The organism is Streptomyces sp. NPDC028722 (genome assembly GCF_040637655.1).
Lineage (GTDB): Bacteria > Actinomycetota > Actinomycetes > Streptomycetales > Streptomycetaceae > Streptomyces.
This window is the reverse complement of record NZ_JBEZWU010000001.1, coordinates 516,426-536,851: the sequence shown is the minus strand read 5'-3', so window position 1 is coordinate 536,851 and position 20,426 is coordinate 516,426. Positions and strand designations below refer to the sequence as shown.

The window sequence follows — 20,426 nt, the reverse complement described above, 5'->3', positions numbered from 1 at the left end:
CGCCGGGCAGGACGTCCCTCACTCGTGTGCGGCGACGCTCTTCGCCGGGGCGGTGGCACGGGCGCGGACCGCCTCGATGTCGCCGGGACGGCCGAGGGCGCGGGAGACGGCCCCGATCTCCTGGAGCAGGCCGGTGGTGTCGGGCCCGGCGGCCTGTCCGGGCGGTGCCGGCGTACGGCCCCCGGCGCCGACGGCGTCGAGGATGCTCACCGCGGCGGCCAGCGCCCGGGCCCGCTCCGGGGGATGACCGAGCCCGAGCGCGGCGTCGTAGGACCGGCTGCCCAGGCCGGTGTCGATGTGCCGGGCCAGCGGCAGCAGCACGTCCCGGATGAAAGTCTCCCGCCGGGTGAGCCGGAGTTCGGGGGTGGCGCGCAGCACGAACGGCACGCCGTCACCGCTCGCGGCGCGCATCAGCCGGTACAGGGGCCCCAGTTCACGGTGGGCGAGCCGGATCCGCCAGCGGTCGCGCAGGTACTGCCCGGCGTGCGGCAGGATGAAGCCGGCCGCGATGACGATGGCGGACAGCGCGGCGACCGGCGGGGCCAGGTCCGTGCTGAGCCAGTCCAGGTCACGGCCGCACCAGCGGGCGACGACGGCGGTCAGCTTGGCCGCGTCGAAGATCAGGTTGAGCACGTAGCCGGCGCCCAGCAGTTTCAGTCCCCACCGCAGCCAGGCGTCCAGGCCCTCGGCGCGCACCCAGTTCCAGACGAGGCGGGACGTGATCAGGCAGGCGGCGGAGTGCGCGAGGAGGTAGAGCAGGATCTCCTCGCGCATGAACGGCGTGGTGGCGTAGTAGGTGTCGAGGTCCCGCAGCCGTTCCTCGGGGGCGTCGGCGAGCAGGAACAGCGTCCACAGGGCGGCGATCACCCCGGAGTAGACCGCGATCACCCAGCGCCTCGCGCGGCGGGTGGCGGCCGAGCGGTCGGACAGGCCGTTGCGCCAGGTGATGATGAGCAGCAGGCAGGAGCCGCAGAACGCGGTGATCAGCGAGTAGCACCAGGGCGCCGAGATGTTGGGCACGCCGGTCAGCCGGTTCACCCCGGCGATGGTGGAGGGCGCGCAGAACGCGAACACCGCACAGGCGAGCAGCAGCAGGCCGCCGACCGCGCGCAGCAGCGGGTCCCGCCATAACCGGATGATCGAGGGCAGCTTGATCACCAGGGCGGTGGTGAGCACGGCGGTGGGGACCCAGAAGGAGATGTAGAACTCGCCGAGGAGTCCCGAGGGATCCAGCGCCAGCCGGGTCACCGCGTGGCTCCACCTGTGCCCGCCGCGTGGTCCGCCTCCGGGGGACGCCCTTCGCGCTCACCCGCCCGTTCCCGTCCGCGGTAGCCGAGGGAACGCTGGACGGGGTCGAGGGGCAGGCCGCGGGTGCGGGAGAGACGGTCCCGGAAGAGGGTGGCCAGCCGGTGCCCGAACTCGTCGGCCTCGGCCTCGTCGGCCTCCCGGGAACCATTGCGGGCGGCCACCGTGAGGGCCGTCTCCCGCCAGCCGGGGGTGCCGGCGAGGGCGCGGGCGGCGGCCCCGGTCAGGTGCTGGTGGCGGTGTCCGGCGTGCAGGTGCCACAGTTCGTGGCCGAGGATGACCAGTTGCTGCACGGCTTCGGCGCGTTCCTCCACGATGACCAGGTCGAAGTCGGTGAACTCCACCCACAGTCCGGTGACTTCGATCTCGTCCGGGAACCGTTCGAAGCGCACCTCCACCGGCCGTCCGCCGCGCAGCGCGCCCATCTCCTCGCACAGTGCCAGGCACAGTTCGCGTACGCCGTCGGGCTGCCGGGGCCGGGCGCGGACGGCGGTGGCGAGGTCCCGGGCCAGGGAGCGCATCGCGGAGCGCGGACGGGGGCGCCGCAGGCGTGCGGCCAGGCGTGCGGCTCCTTCTCGCGCGCCGCCGAAGCTCATCGCTCTCCCTTCCCGTCCGCGGTGTCCGGCCGGTCCGAGCGTACGCGTCCGGGCGTGTCCGCGTCATGCGATCCGGTGACCGCCGTCCCGCGCGGAACGATCTGTTCCGCAGTGCGGTCAGACGGGCGTGACCGGCACTCCGCCCGTCGCCGTGCCCAGCAGGGTCAGCCGCACCGACCCCGGCCCCGACAGCGTGGTGAACTCCGAGAGGACCGCCAGCGCGAGGGTGTTGGTGCCCCGGGTGCGCAGGATGCCGTTGGGCAGGACGAAGGTGTGCTGCGGGCCCACGTTGTTGATGTACTGGCCCAGGTTCCAGCCGTTGAGGAAGATCTGCGCGCGGTAGGCGCGGTACGGGTCGTCCTCCAGGGTCAGCCCCACTGAGGCGTCGACGTCGGCCGGCACCGACAGCCGGAAGTCGGTCCGGTACCACGTGACGCCCTGCCGTCGCACGGCGCGCGGGAAGGTGACCTTCTCCCAGTCCCGGTCCCGGAAGCCGGGCAGGTGCCAGCCCTTCCGCTCCCCGTGCAGCCCGCCGTTGTTCATCGGCCCGCGCACCGGGTCGGGAGCGCCCTCGCCCTGGATGCGCCAGCGCACCTTCGGGGAGGCCCCCTCGAAGGTGACGGCCGTCAGCCCGCGTGCCGCCTTGTGCGTGTCGAGGGACTTGCCGTCCTGGTCGTGCTGCATGCGCCGGACGAGGACGGACAGCACGTGCCGGCCGGGGGAGCGCAGCCGCGCGCGCACCGGGAAGATCGCCGTGTCCGTCCAGGTGCCCTTGCGGATCGTCGTCTCCTTGTCGGGCACGGGCATGCGGTGGGTGCCGAGCGGTTCGCCGTCCAGCCAGGCCATCAGCAGGCCCTGGGTGCCGCTGCTGTAGGCGAGCGAGACCGCCTCGACGCCGGTGGTGCCGGTGAGGGTGCCCCGGTACCAGACGTCTCCGTAGTGGAAGCCGTAGTCGTCGGCGAACAGCACCGGCTGCCCGGCCGGGACGGCCGTGGTGCTGTACGACGAGGTCCTGTCCGCGGCCCGCCACGTCGAGTCGTCGAAGCCCGGGCCCGCCTCCGGGTTCTCCGTGCGCATCCGCCAGCCGCCCAGCGCGGGCAGCCGGACCTCGGGGACGGCCGGCAGGTCGCCGGTGGTCTTCACGCTGCCGGAGAGGGTGATCCGGGTGGCCTGGCGGCGGCCGTTCCACACCAGGGTGTCGATCCCGCGCGGACCCCACACCTCCAGGCCGGACGCCTCGCTGATGTCACCGGTCAGATGGACCTCGGAGCCGCGCACCTCGGCGTGGCGCAGCAGGGCCGGGCCGTACACGAGCAGGGTTCCGGACGGGGTGTCGTACGGGAAGAGGCGGACGGCGGTGGCGTCGTCGGCGAAGAGCAGCAGCAGCGGGGTGTCGGTCTCGCCCTTGCGCACCAGCACCCGGATCAGGCCGCCCCGGCCGAGCGGGGCGCTCACGTGGAGCCGGTCCCGGTCGTAGACCCAGGCGGCCTCCGGGTCCAGCCGCTGCACGTACGGCTCGGCCGGGCACCTCAGCACCAGCTCGGCCATCTCGCCGCGCCGGCCCGCGAACACGGCGATGTCCTGGCGGCCCGCCGTCAGGCACAGCATGGGCGCGACGGTGGCGTAGTCCAGGGTCCGCGCGCCCAGCGGCAGTCCGGTGGTGAGCAGCCTGGCGTCCTTGCCGGGCACGGTGATCCGCAGCCGGCCGGCGTCGGTCGGCAGGTCGCTGGTGACCTCGTCGGTGCCGTCGTTGCGGGCGACGTACACGTGGGTGCCGGTGTCCTGGTTGGTGAGGTGGTAGACCTTCAGGCCCTCGGCCCGCACGTCGGCCGCCCGGTCCAGCCTGGCGAAGGCGGGCACGCGTTGCAGCAGGTGCCCCAGCTGGTGCAGCGGGGCGATCTTGTCGGTGACGTTGCGGGCCTCGTCGATGGCGGCGCCGTAGTCGTACGACGTGTAGACGACGGGCGCGGGCAGCCAGCCCCACGACGTGCCGCCGAACGTCATGTACACGTTGTGGAGGGTGAGGCCGTTGGCGAGGTTGGTCAGGTAGAAGCGGCGCTCGTAGGCCGCGTCCCGGGTGCGCCGCGACTCGGCGTACCCCTTGCCGTCGAACCAGGCCCCGCCCCACGGGTCGAACCAGCCGCCCCCGAACTCGGGCACGAACCCGGGCGTGGACGGCGACGCCGTGGCCCCGCCCTTCGGCCCGCCGGGCCCGTAGTGCCCCCAGTCCGGCGGGGTCCGGTCGGGCGAGGGGTACCCGTCGAACCCGTACAGCCAGCCGCCCCGCTCCCCGCCGGTGTCGAACGACCCGGGCACCCAGTACCCGTTGCGCCCCTTGTCGTTGTGGAACAGCGGCACGTCGATCCCGTCGGCCCGCACCTTCCGGTACAGGTGGGCCAGGTAGTTCCGGCCGGCGGCCTCGCTCACATGGGCGTCGTACTCGTTCTCGATCTGGTACAGCAGGACCGTCCCCGTGCCCCGCGTGAACAGGTGCTCGCGCACGATCCGGTTCACCCGGGTCAGCCACTCGTCGACGTGCGCGAGATAGGCCGGGTCGTCGGTGCGGGCCGTGCCCTTCGCCGCCGTCAGCCAGCCGGGGAAGCCACCGCCGTCGACCTCGGCGTTGATGTACGGGCCCGGCCGCACGATGACGTACAGCCCGGTCTCTGCGGCCGTCCGCAGGAACAGGCCGAGGTCCCGGACGCCGGTGAAGTCGTACCGGCCCGGCGCGGGGGAGTGGTAGTTCCAGGCCACGTAGATGCTCACGGCGTTGAAGCCGTGGGCCCGCATCTTCTGGAGCACGTCCCGCCACAGGGAGGGGCTGGGCAGCCGGAACGGATGCATCTCCCCGGACCAGACCACCAGCCGCCGCCCGTCCACGAGCAGGGAGTGGCGGTCGTAGCCGATGGTGTGCCGGGCACCGTCCGCGCCCGGCGGGGCCGGCGCCGGGCCGGTCGGCACACCGGCGCCCGCGTACGCCGAGGGCGCCCCCGGGCCGCCGCTGCCGCCCATGGCGAGACCGAGCGCGGCCGAGCCGGTCAGGGCACTGAAGGTACGTCTGCTGAGCGCCAAGGTGGATCCTCCCGGGCGATCTTACGGGGCGCGGGTGCGGCCATTCTGCACGCAAGGACGCCCCACAATGGACGCATGAGGATCTCGGCGCGGGCGGATTACGCGGTACGGGCGGTGCTGGAGCTGGCCGTACGGCAGGGTGACGGCCCGGTGAAGGCGGAGCGGATCGCCGCCGTACAGGAGATCCCGCACAAGTTCCTGGAGGGCATCCTGGGCGACCTGCGGCGGGCCGGGATCGTGGACAGCCGGCGCGGCGGGGGCGGCGGCTACCGGCTCGCCCGGGACCCGGCGGCGATCACCGTGGCGGACGTCATCCGCGCGGTCGACGGCCCGATCGTGTCGGTACGCGGCGAACGCCCGACCGGCCTCGCCTACACGGGTACGGCCCAGCCCCTGCTGCCCCTGTGGATCGCCCTGCGCGCCAACGTCCGCCGCATCCTGGAGGGCGTCACCCTCGCCGACCTCGCCGCGGACACCCTGCCCGAACCCGTCCGGACGCTCGCGGCGGAACCGGCCGCCTGGGAGAACCCCTAGAGACTCTGCCGCTCGTCCAGCCGGGGGACACGCGGGTTTCCCCCCGCGGATGTCCGTCGTCGGACCCGGCATGATCAAGAAATTCGCTGGTGCCCCGGGGCGTCCTGGGCGGGTGAGCGCTGGGCCGGGCACCGTGAAAACCCCGGTGTGAATGGCCGGAGTTCACCCTGCCGGGCCCGGGCCGGGCTCCCTACGATGCCCACGCCTCCCTCCCCGCTTCACAGATGACACACAGATCCTTCACCTGTGGACGGACTCCGGAGGGAGGCGCACCCCCCACCCGACAACCCGGGAGAAACCATGACCGGTGGACTCCTCCTGAGCGGCGCCGTGGCCGCTCTGCTCACCACCGCACTGCCCGCCCAGAATCCCTCCTCCGTGTTCGACGACCCGCCCCCGGACAAGATCGTCATCGATGTGGCGACGGTGAACGGCTCCGGCTGCCCCGCCGGTACGGCCGCCGTGGCGGTCTCACCGGACAACACGGCCTTCACCGTCACCTACAGCGCCTACCTGGCCCAGGCCGGCGGCAACTCCGACCCCACGGCCTTCCGCAAGAACTGCCAGCTGAACCTGGTGGTCCACGTCCCGCAGGGCTTCACCTACGCGATAGCCAGCGCGGACTACCGCGGCTTCGCCTCGCTCCAGCGGGGCGCCACGGCCACGCAGAAGGCGTCGTACTACTTCCAGGGCTCCTCCAGCACCGTGCCCCGGACCCACCCGTTCGGCGGCCCCTACAACGACGACTGGCAGGCCACCGACTCCACCGACTGGGCCCAACTCGTCTGGGCGCCCTGCGGGGTGCTGCGCAACTTCAACATCAACACCGAGCTGCGGGTGAACGCCGGCACCGCGGCCCCCGACAAGGTCAGCTTCATGACGATGGACTCGACCGACGGGGACATCAGCACGGTGTACCACATGGCCTGGAAGGACTGCCCGAAGTCCTGACCCCTACGGAGACCACCGGAGCCCGCGGCCCTCACGGAGAGGGACCGCGGGCTCCGGCGGGTGCGGCGCGGCGCGGCCGGGCGGTGCGGCTGGGCCGTGCGGCGCGGCCGGGCGGGTCCTGCCGGCGGGTCGCGTCGGGCCGGGGACGGCCGCTAACCGGCCGCCTGTCCCGTGCCCGCCGCGTTCGGCCAGCTCTGGGCGTTGGGCCAGCCCGTCGCGGGGGCGGGCGTCAGGCCCGTGGCCGGAGCCGGGGCCGTCCTCCCGCGGACCTGTGCCGCGGTGAGCCCGCCGCGGGCCGGGACACCGGGCGGAGTGGGGCCGGGGGCGGCGAACGCCGCGGGGGCCAGGGGCGCGGGCGCGGGGGGCGGGGTGGGCAGCGGGACCGGCGTGGGCAGCGGTACCGGAGCCGGGGCGGGATAGGCGGGCGGCGCGGGTGCCGGTGCGGGTGCCGGTGTCGGCAGAGGGGCCGGCATCTGGACGTACGCCGGTTGCGGAGCCGGGGTGAACACCGGTTGGGGGGTCGGGGTGAACACCGGTTGGGGGGACGGGGTCACCACCGGTTGGGGGGACGGGGTCACCACCGGTTGGGGGGCCGGGGCCGACACCGGTTGGGGGGCCGGGGGGTACGTCGGCTGGGAGAAGGGAGCGGGGGACGGCTGGGGGAGGGAGGCCGCCGCCGGGATCGGTGTTCCCGTGCCGGCCGGCGGTACGGCGGCGGGGAGCGGCATGCCGGTGCCGGTGGCCGGGGCGGGGGCGGCCGGGGCGACGGCCCCGCCCGTGCCGGTGGCCGGGGCGGCCGGGGCGACGGCACGGGCGGCCAGCCCCGGCAGACCCGCCCCGTTGGTCTCGCTGACCAGCCGGTCGACCGCCGCCGTACCCGAGCTGTAGCTGGTCCCGGCGCCCGGCCCGGGTACGGCGGCTCCCCTCCTGGACCCGTGGAGCACCTGTTCCAGGCCGGACACCAGGCGACGCACGTCGACCTGGGGGCGCACCACGAGCCGCAGGAAGCGGCTGGAGGATCCGATCTTGTTGCCGCATTCGCGGACCATGATCCGGTGCTCGGTGAGCATCCGGTCCCGGACCACCGTGCCCTCGGCACCGACGGGCAGGCGCACGAAGAGGAAGTTGCCCTGGGAGGGGTAGACCGTGAGGCCGGGGAGCGCGGAGAGCCGGCCGGCCATGTCCAGCCGGTCGCGGCGGATCTGCTCCAGGCTCTGCGCGTACTCGGCCCCGTGCTCGCGCAGCATGAACACCACGTGCTCGGCCAGGGAGTTGAGGTTCCACTTCGGCAGCATCGAGCGGATCCGGCCCGCGAGCGCCGGGTTCGCGACGAGGTAGCCGAAGCGCACGCCGTGCAGGCCGAAGTTCTTGCCGAGGCTGCGCAGCACGACGACGTTGGGGCGGAGCATGGCCTCCTGGACGACGCTCGGCTCGGCCTCCGCGTCGGCGAACTCCAAGAAGGACTCGTCCACGATCACCAGGTCGAGGTCCGCCATGGCGTCCATGAACTCCACGACCTGCCGGCGGTGCAGATAGCCGCCGTCGGGGTTGTTCGGGTTGCAGACCACCGCGACCCGGGTGCCCCGGGCGCGGATGAACTCGGCGTACCGGCCGAGGTCCAGGGCGAAGCCGTTCGCCTCCTGGAGCGGGAACATGTCGACCCGCTTGCCCGTCTCCATCGGCTGGTCGGTCCAGCGGCCGAAGGCGGGCACCGGGATCGCCAGGGACTCGCGGACGAGGAGGTGGTCGATCCAGGTGATCAGCTCCGTGGAACCGTTGCCCATCGCCACGCACTGCGGGGGCAGTTGAAGCAGGCCGCACAGTTCCGCGGTGATGGTGTCGGCGCTGCTCGGGTAGTACGTGATGATCTCGCGCAGCCGGGCCCCCATCTCCTCGAACATGGCGGGGGTGGGGAAGTACGGGTTGCACGGGATGCAGAAGTCCACCGGGCCCGACCCGTCGCTCTCCCGCGTCAGCGCCGCCATCGACGGGCTGTGCGCGGCGGCGTCGCGGAACAACGAGGTGACGTTGTCAGGCAAGGGAACCTCCGTCCGGGGCGGCCCGTGCGGGGGGGAGCACGGGCCGCCCACTGGTACGCAGGAGGCGTCAGTGGCGTTCAACTCGGCGGCTGTGTGAGCCGCTTCACGCCCCGAACGTGTGGACCGTCGTCGTCCGGTACGTCTGCCCCGGCCGGAGCACCGTCGAGGGGAAATCCGGGTGGTTCGGCGAGTCCGGGAAGTGCTGGGTCTCCAGGCAGAGGGCGTCGCCCTGGCGGTAGGTGCGGCCACCGGTGCCGGTCAGGGTGCCGTCGAGGAAGTTGCCGGAGTAGAACTGGAGGCCCGGCTGGTCGGTGGCGATCCGCAGGGTGCGGCCGGAGCGCGGGTCGCGGAGCGTGGCGACGTGTTCGGGCCGGGCGGTGACGCCCTTGTCCAGGACCCAGTTGTGGTCGTACCCCTTGGCCGTCACCTGCTGCTCGTGGCCCGCCCGCAGGTCCCGGCCGACCGGCTTGCCCCGGCGGAAATCGAAGGGAGTGCCCGCGACCCCGGCCAGCTCGCCGGTGGGGATCAGGCCGGAGTCGGTGGGGGTGTAGCGGGCGGCGGCGATCGTCAGCTCGTGGTCCTCGATCGTGCCGCTGCCCTCGCCGGCCAGGTTCCAGTACACGTGGCTGGTCAGGTTGACGATGGTGGATCGGTCGGTGGTGGCCGCGTAGTCGATGCGCCAGTCGCCGTGCCGGGTGAGGGTGTACGTCACCTTCGTCCGGAGGGTGCCCGGGTAGCCCATCTCGCCGTCGACGCTGGTGTAGTGCAGGTGCAGGCCGACGTCGGAACCCTCGGTGAACGGCTCGACGTGCCACACGTGCTTGTCGAAGCCCTTGGCGCCGCCGTGCAGGTGGTTGACGCCGTCGTTGACGGACAGCTGGTGGCTGGTGCCGTCCAGCGTGAACCGGCCCTTGCCGATGCGGTTGCCGTAACGGCCGATCAGGGCGCCGAAGTACGGGCTCTTCGCCTCGTAGTCGGCGATGTCGCCGAAGCCGGCGACGACGTCGGCGTGCCGGCCGTGCCGGTCCGGTATCTCCAGCGACTGGACGATGCCGCCGTACGACAGGACCTTCAGCCGGGTGCCGCCGTTCTCCAGCGACCAGCGGTGGACCTTCGTGCCGTCGGTGAGCGTGCCGAAGGGCTCCCTCACCGGTTTCCGGCCCCCGGTGGCGGCCCGGGCGCTGCCCGTGCCGAGGGTGGTGGCGGCGAGGCCCGCCGCGGCGGCGCCTGCGATGACCGTGCGTCTGTTCAGTTCCATGGATGCGGCTCCCTTGTCTGGGCGCTTACGAACCGGACTTGCGCTTGTTCCACACGTCGAACCCGACCGCCACCAGCAGGGCCAGGCCCTTGATGACCTGCTGCCAGTCGGTGCCGACGCTGAGGAGGTTCATGCCGTTGTTGAGCACGCCGAGGACGAGACCGCCGATGATGGCGCCGAGGACGGTGCCGACACCGCCGCTCATGGAGGCACCACCGATGAACGATGACGCGATGGCCTCGAGTTCGAAGTTGAGGCCCGCCTTCGGCGAGGCCGCGTTCAGGCGGGAGGCGACCACCAGACCCGCCAGGGCCGCGAGCACGCCCATGTTCAGGAAGACGTAGAAGGTGACCTTCTTGTCCTTCACGCCGGACAGCTTGGCCGCCGGCAGGTTGCCGCCGATGGCGTAGATGTGGCGGCCGAAGACGGCGTTGCGCATGACGTAGCCGTAGCCGACCACCAGCACACCGAGGATGATCAGCACGATCGGGGCGCCCTTGTAGCTGGCGAGCAGCATCGTGACGACGAGGATCGCGGCGGTGATGGCGACGAGCTTGAGCAGGAAGATGTTGCCCGGCAGCACGTCGAGGGAGAACTCCTGCTGGCGCCGCCGGTCGCGGATCTCCCGCAGGACGGTGAAGACGATCAGGGCGATGCCCAGCAGCAGGGTGAGGTTGTGGTAGTTCGTGTCCGGGCCGGTCTCCGGCAGGAAGCCGTTGCCCATCTTCTGGAGCCCGTCCGGGAACGGGCCGAGGGTCTGGCCCTCCAGGAAGATCTCCGTCAGGCCGCGGAAGATCAGCATCCCGGCGAGGGTGACGATGAACGAGGGTATGCCGAAGTAGGCGATCATGAAGCCCTGTACCGCGCCGGCCACCGCGCCCACCAGCAGGCACAGCACCAGGGCGAGGGGCCAGGCCACGCCGTGCTCCACCGTGAGGACGGCCGCGAACGCGCCGGTGAACGCCGTCAGCGAGCCGACCGACAGATCGATGTGGCCCGCGATGATCACCAGCATCATGCCGATCGCGAGGATCAGGATGTGGCTGTTCTGGAGCACCAGGTTGGAGACGTTGCGCGGCAGCAACAGATCGCCGCCGGTCCACACCGAGAACAGGATCACGATCAGGCCGAGCGCGATCAGCATGCCGTACTGCCGCATGTTGTTGCGCAGGCCGTCCAGGATCAGGTGCAGCAGGCCGCCGGTGGCCTGGCCGCCGCTCTTCCCGGGCGGCGCCGGTGCCGGGGTCTTGGCGGTCACGTCCGTGCTCATCGGGTTACCTCTTTGTCCTTCGTCATCTGGCGCATCAGCGATTCCTGGGATGCCTCGGCCCGTGAGAACTCGCCGGTCAGCCGCCCCGCGGCCATCGTGTAGATGCGGTCGCACATGCCGAGCAGCTCCGGCAGCTCGGAGGAGATGAAGACGACCGCCCTGCCCTCGGCCGCCAGCTGGTCGATGACCGTGTAGATCTCGAACTTGGCGCCGACGTCGATGCCGCGCGTCGGCTCGTCCAGGATCAGCACGTCGGGACCCGCGAAGATCCACTTGCTGAGGACGACCTTCTGCTGGTTGCCGCCCGAGAGTTTGCCCACCGGCTCGAAGACGGTCGGCGCCTTGATGTTCATGGACGTGCGGAACCGCTCGGCGACCCGCCGCTCCTCGTGCTCGTCGACCACACCGCGCCGGGCCACCTTGTGCAGGGAGGTCAGCGAGATGTTGCGGTTGATGGTGTCGATGAGGTTGAGGCCGTAGTGCTTGCGGTCCTCGGTGACGTAGGCGATGCCGTGTCCGATGGCCTCGGGGACCGTCCGGGTGCGGATCTCCGCGCCGTCCTTGAGGACCGTGCCGCCCGCGTACCGGCCGTAGGAGCGCCCGAAGACGCTCATGGCGAGTTCGGTGCGGCCGGCGCCCATGAGGCCCGCGATGCCGACGATCTCCCCGCGCCGCACCTGGAGCGACACCCGGTCGACGACCTTGCGCTGCTGGTCGATCGGGTGGTGCACGGTCCAGTCGCGGATCTCCAGGGCCGGGGCCGTGCCCTCCTGCGCCTCGTGCGGGGTGCGCTCGGGGAAGCGGTGGTCGAGGTCGCGGCCGACCATGCCGCTGATGATCCGGTCCTCGGTCGTCCCCGCCGACTTCACGTCGAGCGTCTCGATGGAGTGCCCGTCGCGGATGATCGTCACCGAGTCGGCGACCTTGCGGATCTCGTTGAGCTTGTGGGAGATGATGATCGAGGTGATGCCCTGCTTCTTCAGCTCCAGGATCAGATCGAGGAGCTTGCCGCTGTCCTCGTCGTTCAGGGCGGCCGTCGGCTCGTCCAGGATGAGCAGCTTCACCTTCTTGGACAGCGCTTTGGCGATCTCCACGAGCTGCTGCTTGCCCACGCCGATGTCGGCGACGCGGGTCTCCGGATGGTCGCTCAGGCCGACCCGGCGCAGCAGTTCGGTGGCGTGCCTGAGCGTGTCGTTCCAGTTGATGAAGCCGCGCGTGGCGTGCTCGTTGCCGAGGAAGATGTTCTCCGCGACGGAGAGGTACGGCACCAGCGCCAGCTCCTGGTGGATGATGACGATGCCGTGCTGCTCGCTCGCCCGGATGTCCTTGAAGCGGCAGGGCTCGCCCTCGAAGAGGACGTCGCCCTCGTAACTGCCGTACGGGTGGACGCCGGAGAGCACTTTCATCAGGGTGGACTTCCCGGCGCCGTTCTCACCGCAGATGGCGTGGACCTCGCCCTGACGTACCGTCAGTGTGACGTCCGAGAGCGCTGTGACACCGGGGAAGGTCTTGACGATCGAGCGCATTTCCAGGACGGGTCCCGCCATGGTCGTGCCTTTCAGTCAGTGGTGGGATCGGGCGGCCGGGACTACTTCAGCTGAGAAGCCGTGTAGTAGCCGCCCTTGACCAGCACGTCCGCGTAGTTGGTCTTGTCGACGCTGACCGGCTGGAGCAGGTAGGCGGGAACGACCTTGCTGCCGTTGTCGTAGGACTTGACGTCGTTGACCTGCGGCTTCTTGCCCTTCAGGACGTCGTCGACCATCGTGGAGGCCACCTCGGCGAGCTTGCGGAGGTCCTTGTAGACGGTCTGCGTCTGCTGTCCGCCGATGATCGACTTCACGGAGGCGAGTTCGGCGTCCTGGCCGGTGATGACCGGCAGCGGCTTGTTCCCGGAGCCGTAGCCGTCCGACTTCAGCGCGGACAGGATGCCGATGGAGATGCCGTCGTACGGCGAGAGGACCGCGTCGACCCGCTCGCTCTTGTACGAGGAGGTGAGGATGTCGTCCATGCGCCGCTGGGCGGTGGCGCCGTCCCAGCGCAGGGTGGTGACCTTGTTGAGCGCGGTCTGGCCGGAGCGGACGACGAGCTGCTTCTTGTCCATGTACGGCTTCAGGACGCTCATCGCGCCGTTGAAGAAGTACCGGGTGTTGTTGTCGTCGTTGGAGCCGGCGAACAGCTCGATGTTGAACGGGCCCTTCTTGCCGCTGTCCAGGCCGAGCCTGTGCGCGATGTACGAGCCCTGGAGCCTGCCGACCTTCTCGTTGTCGAAGGAGGCGTAGTAGTCGACGTTCTTGGTGCCGAGGATCAGCCGGTCGTAGGAGATGACCGGGATGTTCGCGTCCGCGGCCTGCTGGAGCACGCTGTTCAGGGACTTGTTGTCGATGGCCGCGACGATCAGGCCCTTGACGCCCTGCGTGATCAGGTTCTCTATCTGCGAGACCTGCTGCTCGGGGTCGTCCTCGCCGTAGACCAGCTTGGTCTTGTAGCCCTTGGCCTCCAGGTCCTTCACGACGTTCTTGCCGTCGGAGATCCAGCGCTCGGAGGACTTCGTCGGCATCGCGATGCCGATGGTGGCGCCCTTAGTGTCACCGGGCTTCTCCTTGCTGCCGCCGTCGCCGCTCTGTCCGCAGGCGGTCAGGGTCAGGGCGAGCGAGGCGGCCGCGGCGGTGGCGGCGAGTGCGGCTCTGCGGTTGCGCATGGGATCAGTCCTTGTCGGTCTCGTGGAGGGGAGCGGATGCTTCGGCGGGGAAGCGGTGGAGCGGTCCGGGCAGCCGGGAGCCGAGGGGCGCCATGCCGTCGTCCGCGCCGTGCCGGGCGAGCAGGTCCAGGGCGAGCCGGCCGCGCCGCACCCGCTCCCGGGCGGTGTGCAGGGTCAGGTCCCTGAGGTGGGTGCCCGACGGGTAGATACCGGGGGCCTTGGACAGGCCGAACTTCAGGTAGAGCGGTGCGCCGCGCCGGATCAGCTCGGCGACCTCGTACATCCGGATGTAGCCGCCGAGGTCGTCGGGGGCCTCGATGTACATGTCCATGGGGGCGCCGGACACCCGGCGGATCTCGGTGAGGTGGTCCAGCGTCAGGTCGCTGGGCACGTTGACGGAGTCGGCGCCGAGCCGCTCGTAGACGGCGTACGAGGCCGGGTTGACGGGACCGATGAGTGCCGACACCTTCAGCGTGGTGTCGGCCGGGACGATCCCCGCCTCGCGGGCCCGGTGCAGGGTCCACAGCACGCCCTCGTCGGCCACGAGCAGGCACTTGACGCCCAGTTCGGTCGCGCGGACGGCGTCCTCGACGCAGCCGGCCACGGCGTCGTGGCCCCGGGCGCGCAGTCCGGCCCCCCGCGAGTCGGACCGCACCGAGCCGCCGATGTCCCAGGTGCCGCGCGGGCCGGTGAACAGGCAGAGTTCGATGCCGCGTTCGGCGGTGGCGTCCACCATCTCGGTGATCTCGGCGTCGGTGAGCATCCACACGCCGCTGCCCTGGCTGATCCGGTGGATCGGCACGTCGAGGCGCGAGGCCTCCTTCAGGATGACCGCCAGCGCTTCGGGACCCTCGCACGAGGGGATCTCGGTGCGCCAGCGGCCACCGCCCGGGAAGCTGCGGGCGGAGGCGTCGGCGGGGTCGAGGGCGGGCGCCCCCAGGCCGAGTGCGGCGAGCACCTGCTCGCCGGGCCTGCGGACTGCCGGGGCGGAAGCGTCGGTCACAAGCTGTCCTTCGTGTTCGATATATCGGACAAGGTTCGCGGCTCTGGGTACGGCGAGGCGCTGGTAGTACGCCGGCCGGGGCGCCGTCAGGTCGCGTCCCGGCCGGCGTACGACTGTTCGGGCGGCAGCCCCTAGGGGCGGAGCAGCACCTTGCCCACCGCCGGGTCGCCGGCCCCGGCCAGCTCGATGGCCCGCGAGAACTCGGCCAGCGGCAGCTCGTGCGTGACCAGCGGCAGCGGGTCCAGCAGCCCGGCGCCGAACACCCGCACGGTGTGCGCCCAGGCGTCCGGCGGCGCCCCGAAGACCGTCTGCACCTCCAGCTGCCGTACGACGAGATCGGTCGGGTCCAGCCCGTCCGCGCCCGGCGCCGGGATCCCGGTGAGGACCAGGCGGCCGCCGCGTCGCAGCAGTGCGGCGGCGGTGCGCGCGGCGGACGCGGACCCGGCGGTCTCGATCACCACGTCGAAACCGGCGGGCAGTTCCTCGTCCTTCAGCCGGAAACCGGTGGCCCCGAACCGCCGGGCCAGTGCCTCCCGGTCGTTCCGGGTGCCCACGACGAGCAGCTCCGCGGGCGAGACGGCCCGCAGGAACTGCACGGCGAACATGCCCAGCGTGCCCGTGCCCACCACCGCGACCTGCTCACCCGGCCGGGCGTCCGCCTTCAGCGCGGCGGCGGCCACACAGGCGGCCGGCTCCAGCAGCGCCGCGGCCGTCAGGTCGGCGTCGTCCGGCAGGACGTGCAGCAGCCGGGCCGGCAGGGTCAGCGTGGCCGCCATGGCGCCGGGCCGGGTGAATCCGGTCTCCTCGTACCCGGCCGTGCACAGCGTGGTCTCGCCCGCGTGACAGCGCTCGCACACCTGGCAGTTGCGGAAGCCCTCGCCGACGACCTTGCGGCCGGCGAGCGTGCCGGGCACCCCGGGCCCCACCGCGGTGACCGTCCCCGACCACTCGTGTCCGGGGGTGAGCGGGTAACGCACGTACCCCTCGGGCCGGTTGCCCTGGTACACCTCGCGGTCGCTGCCGCAGATCCCGACCGCGTGCACGGCCACCAGCGCCTCACCGGGGCCCGGGTCGCGGGGCGTGTGCGCCTCCACCCGGTGGACACCGGGCGCCTCGACCAGGATCTGGGAACTCACTGCGTGCCCTTCGGCTTGCGCTGCTCCCAGCCCTCGGCCCACAGGTCGAACCGGGCCTGCTGCTGCGGGAACTCGGCCGCCGCGTCGACGTCCAGCTCCACGCCGAGACCGGGCGCGTCGGACAGGTGGAAGTACCCGTCCACGACCTCCGGCGCCCCCTTGACCACCTTCTTGATCTCCGCGTCGGCGAAGTCGTTGAAGTGCTCCAGGATCTTGAAGTTCGGGGAGGTGAAGCCGACCTGGAGGGAGGCGGCGGTGAGCACGGACCCGCCCACGTTGTGCGGGGCGACCAGCATGTAGTGGGTCTCGGCGGTCGCGGCCAGCTTCCGGGTCTCCCAGATGCCGCCGATGTGGCCGACGTCGGGCTGGATGATGTCCACCGCCTGGCTGTCGAACAGCTCGCGGAACTCGATCCGGTCGTGGATGCGTTCACCGGTGGCGACCGGGATGTCGACCTTGGCCGCGACCTTCTCCAGCGCCTTGAGGTTCTCCGGCGGCACCGGCTCCTCCAGCCAGGCCGGCGTGAACGGCGCCATCTCCTTGGCCAGCCGGACGGCGGTGGCGGGGGAGAAGCGGCCGTGCATCTCCAGCATCAGCTCCGCCTCCGGGCCGATGGCGTCCCGTACGGCCTCGATGAGCGAGACGGCGTACAGGGTCTCCCGGTGGTCCAGTTCGAAATGCCCCGTGCCGAACGGGTCGATCTTCAGCGCCCGGTAACCGCGCTCCACGACTCCCTGCGCGGCCTTGTGGTACGCCTCCGGGGTCCGCTCGGTGGTGTACCACCCGTTGGCGTACGCCTTGACCCTGTCGGTGACCTTCCCGCCGAGCAGCTGCCACACCGGCACGCCCAGCGCCTTGCCCTTGATGTCCCAGCAGGCCATCTCCACGACCGCGATGCCCGACATGACGATCTCGCCGGCGCGGCCGTAGTCGCCGTACTTCATCCGGCGCACCAGGTCCTCGACGGCGAACGGGTCCGAACCGAGAATGTAGTTGGCCTCGGCCTCCCGCAGGTAGCCGATCAGCGCGTCGGTGTGACCGAGCATCCGGGTCTCGCCGACGCCCGTGATCCCTTCGTCGGTGTGCACCTGGACGTAGGTCAGATTCCGCCACGGTGTACCGACCACGTGCGTGCTGATTCCGGTGATGCGCACGACAGTTGCCCCTCAGCTGTTCGAGATTTCGTCACACGTTCGAAATGCTGGCGTGACAGTAAGGACGGTGCGGTAGGGGTGTCAATGGGTCGAACAGGTAACGGTTTCGGCACGGCGACCGGAAACTTTTTCGGTCCCGCACGAAACCTTCACAGTCTCACCTGGAAGCCGGGTCGTGCGGACTCTAGTCTTCCGGCGTCATGAACTTCTGTCACCCGTGCCAACGGCACCTCAACGGCGCCCTGGCCTGCCCCGGGTGCGGAACACCGGCCACGTACGCGCAGGCGCCGCCGACGGCGTACGAGGCATACGCGTACACGCCCCCGCAAGCCACGAACCAGCCGTTCGAAGCCGACGCCGCCGGGGGCGCCGCGGCTGCCGGCGGGCACGCGTACGGCGCGCCGGAGCCCACGGACCGGCCCGCCGAAGCCGGCGACGGTTTCGTTCACGGGGAGCAGGAGCCCGCGGACGAACCCACCGAACCGGCCGAAGCCTTCGAGGGCGTTGCGGTCGCCGAGGACGCGGTCGTGCCCGACGGACGGCGGGCCCGTGGCCGGGCCGAGGACAGCCGGCGGGACCGCAAGGCCGCCGCACACCGCCGCAGGCGCCGCCGTACGGCCTTGGTCGCCGCCGGGTTCGTCCTCGCGGCGGGCGGACTCAGCCTCGCCGAACTGGGCACGGACATGCCCTTCTCGCCGTTCACCGGGGACACGCCGGCCCCGGCCGGGGACGCGGCGGCGGACGGCGGCGCCTCACCGGCGGCACCGGCCCGCACGGCGGCCCCGCCGGATGCCGTCTCCGCCGCGACCCCGGGCGCGCGCGGCTCCGCGTCCGCCGACGCGTCGGCCTCCGCGTCGGCCTCGGAGTCCCCACGGGACGAGCGTTCCGCTTCCCCGTCCGCTCAGCACACGGACGGGTCCGGACAGCCGACGACGACACCTTCCGGTACGGCCGCGGGTGGCGACCCCGCGCCCCCGGCCGCCACCCAGCCCACCGTCACCCCGACGGCCACCCCCACGACCACGGCCCCCACCCCGGCCCCCACCCCCACCAGAACCTGCGACCGCTTCCTCTGGTGGTGCACCTGACCCGCCCCCAAGCGGGGAACTGCGCGACCGGCCCACCACGACCCGAGCCCGGCAGCTCACCGCACCCCCCGCCCAACGGCCACCCCCAACCCCCTAAGGGGCGCGGGGAACTGCGCGATCAGCCCACCACGACCCGAGCCCGGCAGCTCACCGCACCCCGCACACGACGCCCCGCCCCCGCAGGGCCCCCGCAGCGGCCGTCAGACCAGCGTCACGGTGATGTTCCCGCGCGTCGCCTTCGAGTAGGGGCACACCTGGTGAGCCTTCTCGACCAGCGCCCGCGCCGTCGCCTCGTCGGCGCCGGGAATGCTCGCCGAGATCTCCACGATGATCCCGAACCCGTCCTCGTTCTTGCCGATACCGACCTTCGCGGTGACGGTGGACCCGGACACGTCGGCGCCTTCCTGCCGCGCGACGACACCGAGCGCCCCCTGGAAGCAGGCGCTGTACCCCGCGGCGAACAGCTGCTCGGGGTTGGTGCCGGCGCCGTTGCCGCCCATCTCCTCGGGCGGGTTCACCACGACGTCGAGCGCGCCGTCGTCGGTGGCGACCCGCCCGTCGCGGCCGTTCTCGGCGGTGGCGACGGCGGTGTACAGGACGTCGGACTGCGTGATGGGCATGCGGTTGTCTTCCTCTTCGGTCCGCCGCGACTCGCGCCCACGATCGCCGACGGATTTCGGAAAGAATTTACCGCATGCCGAAAGCAACGGGAAGGCCGCCCGGGAACGGGGCGGCCGTCACGGACGGCGGCCGTCAGAGCTTGACGACCATCTTGCCGATGTTGTCGCCCCGCAGGACCCCGAGGAACGCCTCCAGGTTGTTCTCGATGCCCTCGACGACGGTCTCGCGGTACTTCAGCTCACCCGAGGCGACCCAGGGGCCGACCTCCTGGACGAACTGGGGCTGGAGGTCATAGTGGTCGCCGACCAGGAAGCCCTCGATGCGGCCGCGGGTCTGGATCAGGCGGGCGAGGTTCTTCGGGCCGGGGGCGGGCTCGGTGTTGTTGTAGACCGAGATCATGCCGCAGACGGCGATCCGGCCGCCCTGGTTGAGCGAGCCGATGGCGGCCTCGAGGTGGTCCCCGCCGACGTTGTCGAAGTAGACGTCGATGCCGTCGGGCGCGGCCTGCCGCAGTTGCTCGGCGACCGGGCCGTTCTTGTAGTTGAAGGCGGCGTCGAAGCCGTACTCCTCCACCAGGAGCTTGACCTTCTCGTCGGACCCGGCGGAGCCGATGACCCGGGAGGCGCCCTTGAGCTTGGCGATCTGTCCGACCTGGCTCCCCACGGCACCCGCCGCCCCGGAGACGAACACGATGTCGCCCTCCTTGAAGGAGGCGGTGCGCAGCAGGCCGGCGTAGGCGGTCAGCCCGGTCATGCCGAGGACGCCGAGGTACGTGGAGAGCGGTACGTCCGCCGCGCCCGCGTCGACCTTGACGGCGGGCACGGCCGCCGGACCCACCTTGACGGCGTTGCGCGCGTCCACGACCGCGTACTCGCGCCAGCCGAAGAAGTGCAGGACGTGGTCGCCGGTGGAGATGCCCTCGGCGCGGGACTCGATCACCTCGCCGACCGCACCGCCCTGCATGACCTTGTTCAGCTCGAACGGGGCGGTGTACGACTTCGCGGCACTCATCCGGCCGCGCATGTACGGGTCGACGGAGAGGTACTTGTTCCGCACCAGCACCTGGCCCTCACCCGGCGTGGGGACCGGCGTCTCGACGAGGGCGAAGTCCTCGGGCTTGGGCCAGCCGACGGGACGGCTGAGCAGGTGCCACTCGCGGTTGATCATGACAGCGCCTTTCTCTTTACTTCAGTACCTGAAACAACCATGCTCATGGATATTTCATGATGTCAAGTAACCGGGTATCCTGGTGGGTATGTCCACCCCACCGAAGCCCCCCCGACCCGACGCGCTCACCCTGGAGGTCGTCGAGCTGATCGGGGACGTCGTGGCCCGCTTCTACGCGGACTACGAGAAGGCGGCGGGCGAGCACGCGCTGACCGGCCCGCAGGCCCGCCTCCTGAGCCTGCTCTCCCTGGAGCCGCTGCCCATGCGCAAGCTGGCGCAGAAGCTGAAGTGCGAGCCGTCGAACGTGACCGGGATCGTGGACCGCCTGGAGGCCCGCGGGCTGGCGGAGCGCCGCCCCGATCCGGCCGACCGCCGGGTGAAGGTGGCCGCCGCGACCGAGGAGGGCCGGCGTGTGGCCCGGGACCTCCGCGAGGGCCTGCACTTCGCCCGCGAACCCCTCGCCGGCCTGTCCGAGGAGCAGCGCCGCTCCCTGCGGGACCTGCTCCGCCGCATGCTCGACGACTGAGGCTCGGC

General features: G+C 71.6%; 17 protein-coding genes. 4 read left to right on the top strand and 13 right to left on the bottom strand.

The features are described from left to right. Nucleotides 1–18: 18 nt before the first annotated feature. The 3 genes from AB0F03_RS02415 to AB0F03_RS02405 all read right to left on the bottom strand — a co-directional run bounded on the left by AB0F03_RS02415 (nucleotide 19) and on the right by AB0F03_RS02405 (nucleotide 4,973). Nucleotides 19–1,248, bottom strand: a complete 1,230-nt coding sequence (locus AB0F03_RS02415; RefSeq protein WP_361985640.1) for an MAB_1171c family putative transporter — start codon at nucleotides 1,246–1,248, stop codon at nucleotides 19–21. Next, entirely contained in the window at nucleotides 1,245–1,901 is a 657-nt protein-coding gene (locus AB0F03_RS02410; RefSeq protein WP_361985637.1) for a toxin-antitoxin system, toxin component family protein, read from the bottom strand. The genes AB0F03_RS02415 and AB0F03_RS02410 overlap by 4 nt, the downstream gene beginning before the upstream one ends. A gap of 117 nt (nucleotides 1,902–2,018) precedes the next feature. Further along, complete coding sequence (locus AB0F03_RS02405; protein ID WP_361985634.1) at nucleotides 2,019–4,973, bottom strand: beta-galactosidase; 2,955 nt, start codon at nucleotides 4,971–4,973, stop codon at nucleotides 2,019–2,021. 75 nt (nucleotides 4,974–5,048) lie between these two features. On the opposite strand from AB0F03_RS02405, the gene AB0F03_RS02400 reads away from it, so the two are divergent. After that, complete coding sequence (locus AB0F03_RS02400; RefSeq protein ID WP_361985631.1) at nucleotides 5,049–5,507, top strand: Rrf2 family transcriptional regulator; 459 nt, start codon at nucleotides 5,049–5,051, stop codon at nucleotides 5,505–5,507. 300 nt (nucleotides 5,508–5,807) lie between these two features. Continuing rightward, the gene (locus AB0F03_RS02395; protein WP_361985629.1) at nucleotides 5,808–6,458 is read left to right on the top strand and encodes a DUF4360 domain-containing protein; all 651 of its coding nucleotides are present in this window, start codon (nucleotides 5,808–5,810) and stop codon (nucleotides 6,456–6,458) included. Nucleotides 6,459–6,610: 152 nt separating this feature from the next. On the opposite strand, the gene AB0F03_RS02390 is transcribed toward AB0F03_RS02395, so the two are convergent. The 8 genes from AB0F03_RS02390 to AB0F03_RS02355 form a co-directional block, all read right to left on the bottom strand. After that, a complete protein-coding gene (locus tag AB0F03_RS02390; RefSeq protein ID WP_361985626.1) occupies nucleotides 6,611–8,497 on the bottom strand; it encodes an aminotransferase class I/II-fold pyridoxal phosphate-dependent enzyme in 1,887 nt (628 codons plus the stop codon). A 103-nt stretch (nucleotides 8,498–8,600) separates the two neighbouring features. Beyond that, nucleotides 8,601–9,755, bottom strand: a complete 1,155-nt coding sequence (locus tag AB0F03_RS02385; protein WP_361985623.1) for an aldose epimerase family protein — start codon at nucleotides 9,753–9,755, stop codon at nucleotides 8,601–8,603. Nucleotides 9,756–9,780: 25 nt separating this feature from the next. Further along, a complete protein-coding gene (mmsB, locus tag AB0F03_RS02380; RefSeq protein WP_361985620.1) occupies nucleotides 9,781–11,025 on the bottom strand; it encodes a multiple monosaccharide ABC transporter permease in 1,245 nt (414 codons plus the stop codon). Then, complete coding sequence (gene mmsA, locus AB0F03_RS02375) at nucleotides 11,022–12,572, bottom strand: multiple monosaccharide ABC transporter ATP-binding protein (protein WP_361985618.1); 1,551 nt, start codon at nucleotides 12,570–12,572, stop codon at nucleotides 11,022–11,024. Before mmsA ends, mmsB begins: the two co-directional genes overlap by 4 nt. Before the next feature lie 41 nt (nucleotides 12,573–12,613). Further along, the gene (chvE, locus tag AB0F03_RS02370; protein ID WP_361985615.1) at nucleotides 12,614–13,723 is read right to left on the bottom strand and encodes a multiple monosaccharide ABC transporter substrate-binding protein; all 1,110 of its coding nucleotides are present in this window, start codon (nucleotides 13,721–13,723) and stop codon (nucleotides 12,614–12,616) included. 4 nt (nucleotides 13,724–13,727) lie between these two features. Further along, the gene (locus AB0F03_RS02365; protein WP_361985612.1) at nucleotides 13,728–14,726 is read right to left on the bottom strand and encodes a hypothetical protein; all 999 of its coding nucleotides are present in this window, start codon (nucleotides 14,724–14,726) and stop codon (nucleotides 13,728–13,730) included. 131 nt (nucleotides 14,727–14,857) lie between these two features. After that, the gene (locus tag AB0F03_RS02360; protein WP_361985610.1) at nucleotides 14,858–15,862 is read right to left on the bottom strand and encodes an alcohol dehydrogenase catalytic domain-containing protein; all 1,005 of its coding nucleotides are present in this window, start codon (nucleotides 15,860–15,862) and stop codon (nucleotides 14,858–14,860) included. Beyond that, on the bottom strand, nucleotides 15,859–17,016 hold the full coding sequence (locus tag AB0F03_RS02355) for a mandelate racemase/muconate lactonizing enzyme family protein (RefSeq protein WP_361985608.1): 1,158 nt from the start codon (nucleotides 17,014–17,016) through the stop codon (nucleotides 15,859–15,861). Before AB0F03_RS02355 ends, AB0F03_RS02360 begins: the two co-directional genes overlap by 4 nt. Before the next feature lie 200 nt (nucleotides 17,017–17,216). On the opposite strand from AB0F03_RS02355, the gene AB0F03_RS02350 reads away from it, so the two are divergent. Next, complete coding sequence (locus tag AB0F03_RS02350; protein WP_361985605.1) at nucleotides 17,217–18,104, top strand: hypothetical protein; 888 nt, start codon at nucleotides 17,217–17,219, stop codon at nucleotides 18,102–18,104. Nucleotides 18,105–18,304: 200 nt separating this feature from the next. Here AB0F03_RS02350 and AB0F03_RS02345 read toward each other — a convergent pair whose 3' ends face one another. Both AB0F03_RS02345 and AB0F03_RS02340 read right to left on the bottom strand, forming a co-directional pair. Continuing rightward, on the bottom strand, nucleotides 18,305–18,724 hold the full coding sequence (locus tag AB0F03_RS02345) for an organic hydroperoxide resistance protein (protein ID WP_361985602.1): 420 nt from the start codon (nucleotides 18,722–18,724) through the stop codon (nucleotides 18,305–18,307). A 133-nt stretch (nucleotides 18,725–18,857) separates the two neighbouring features. Beyond that, entirely contained in the window at nucleotides 18,858–19,892 is a 1,035-nt protein-coding gene (locus tag AB0F03_RS02340) for an NADP-dependent oxidoreductase (protein WP_361985599.1), read from the bottom strand. 88 nt (nucleotides 19,893–19,980) lie between these two features. Between AB0F03_RS02340 and AB0F03_RS02335 the strand changes: the two genes are divergently transcribed. Beyond that, complete coding sequence (locus tag AB0F03_RS02335; RefSeq protein ID WP_361985597.1) at nucleotides 19,981–20,418, top strand: MarR family transcriptional regulator; 438 nt, start codon at nucleotides 19,981–19,983, stop codon at nucleotides 20,416–20,418. Nucleotides 20,419–20,426: the final 8 nt, after the last annotated feature.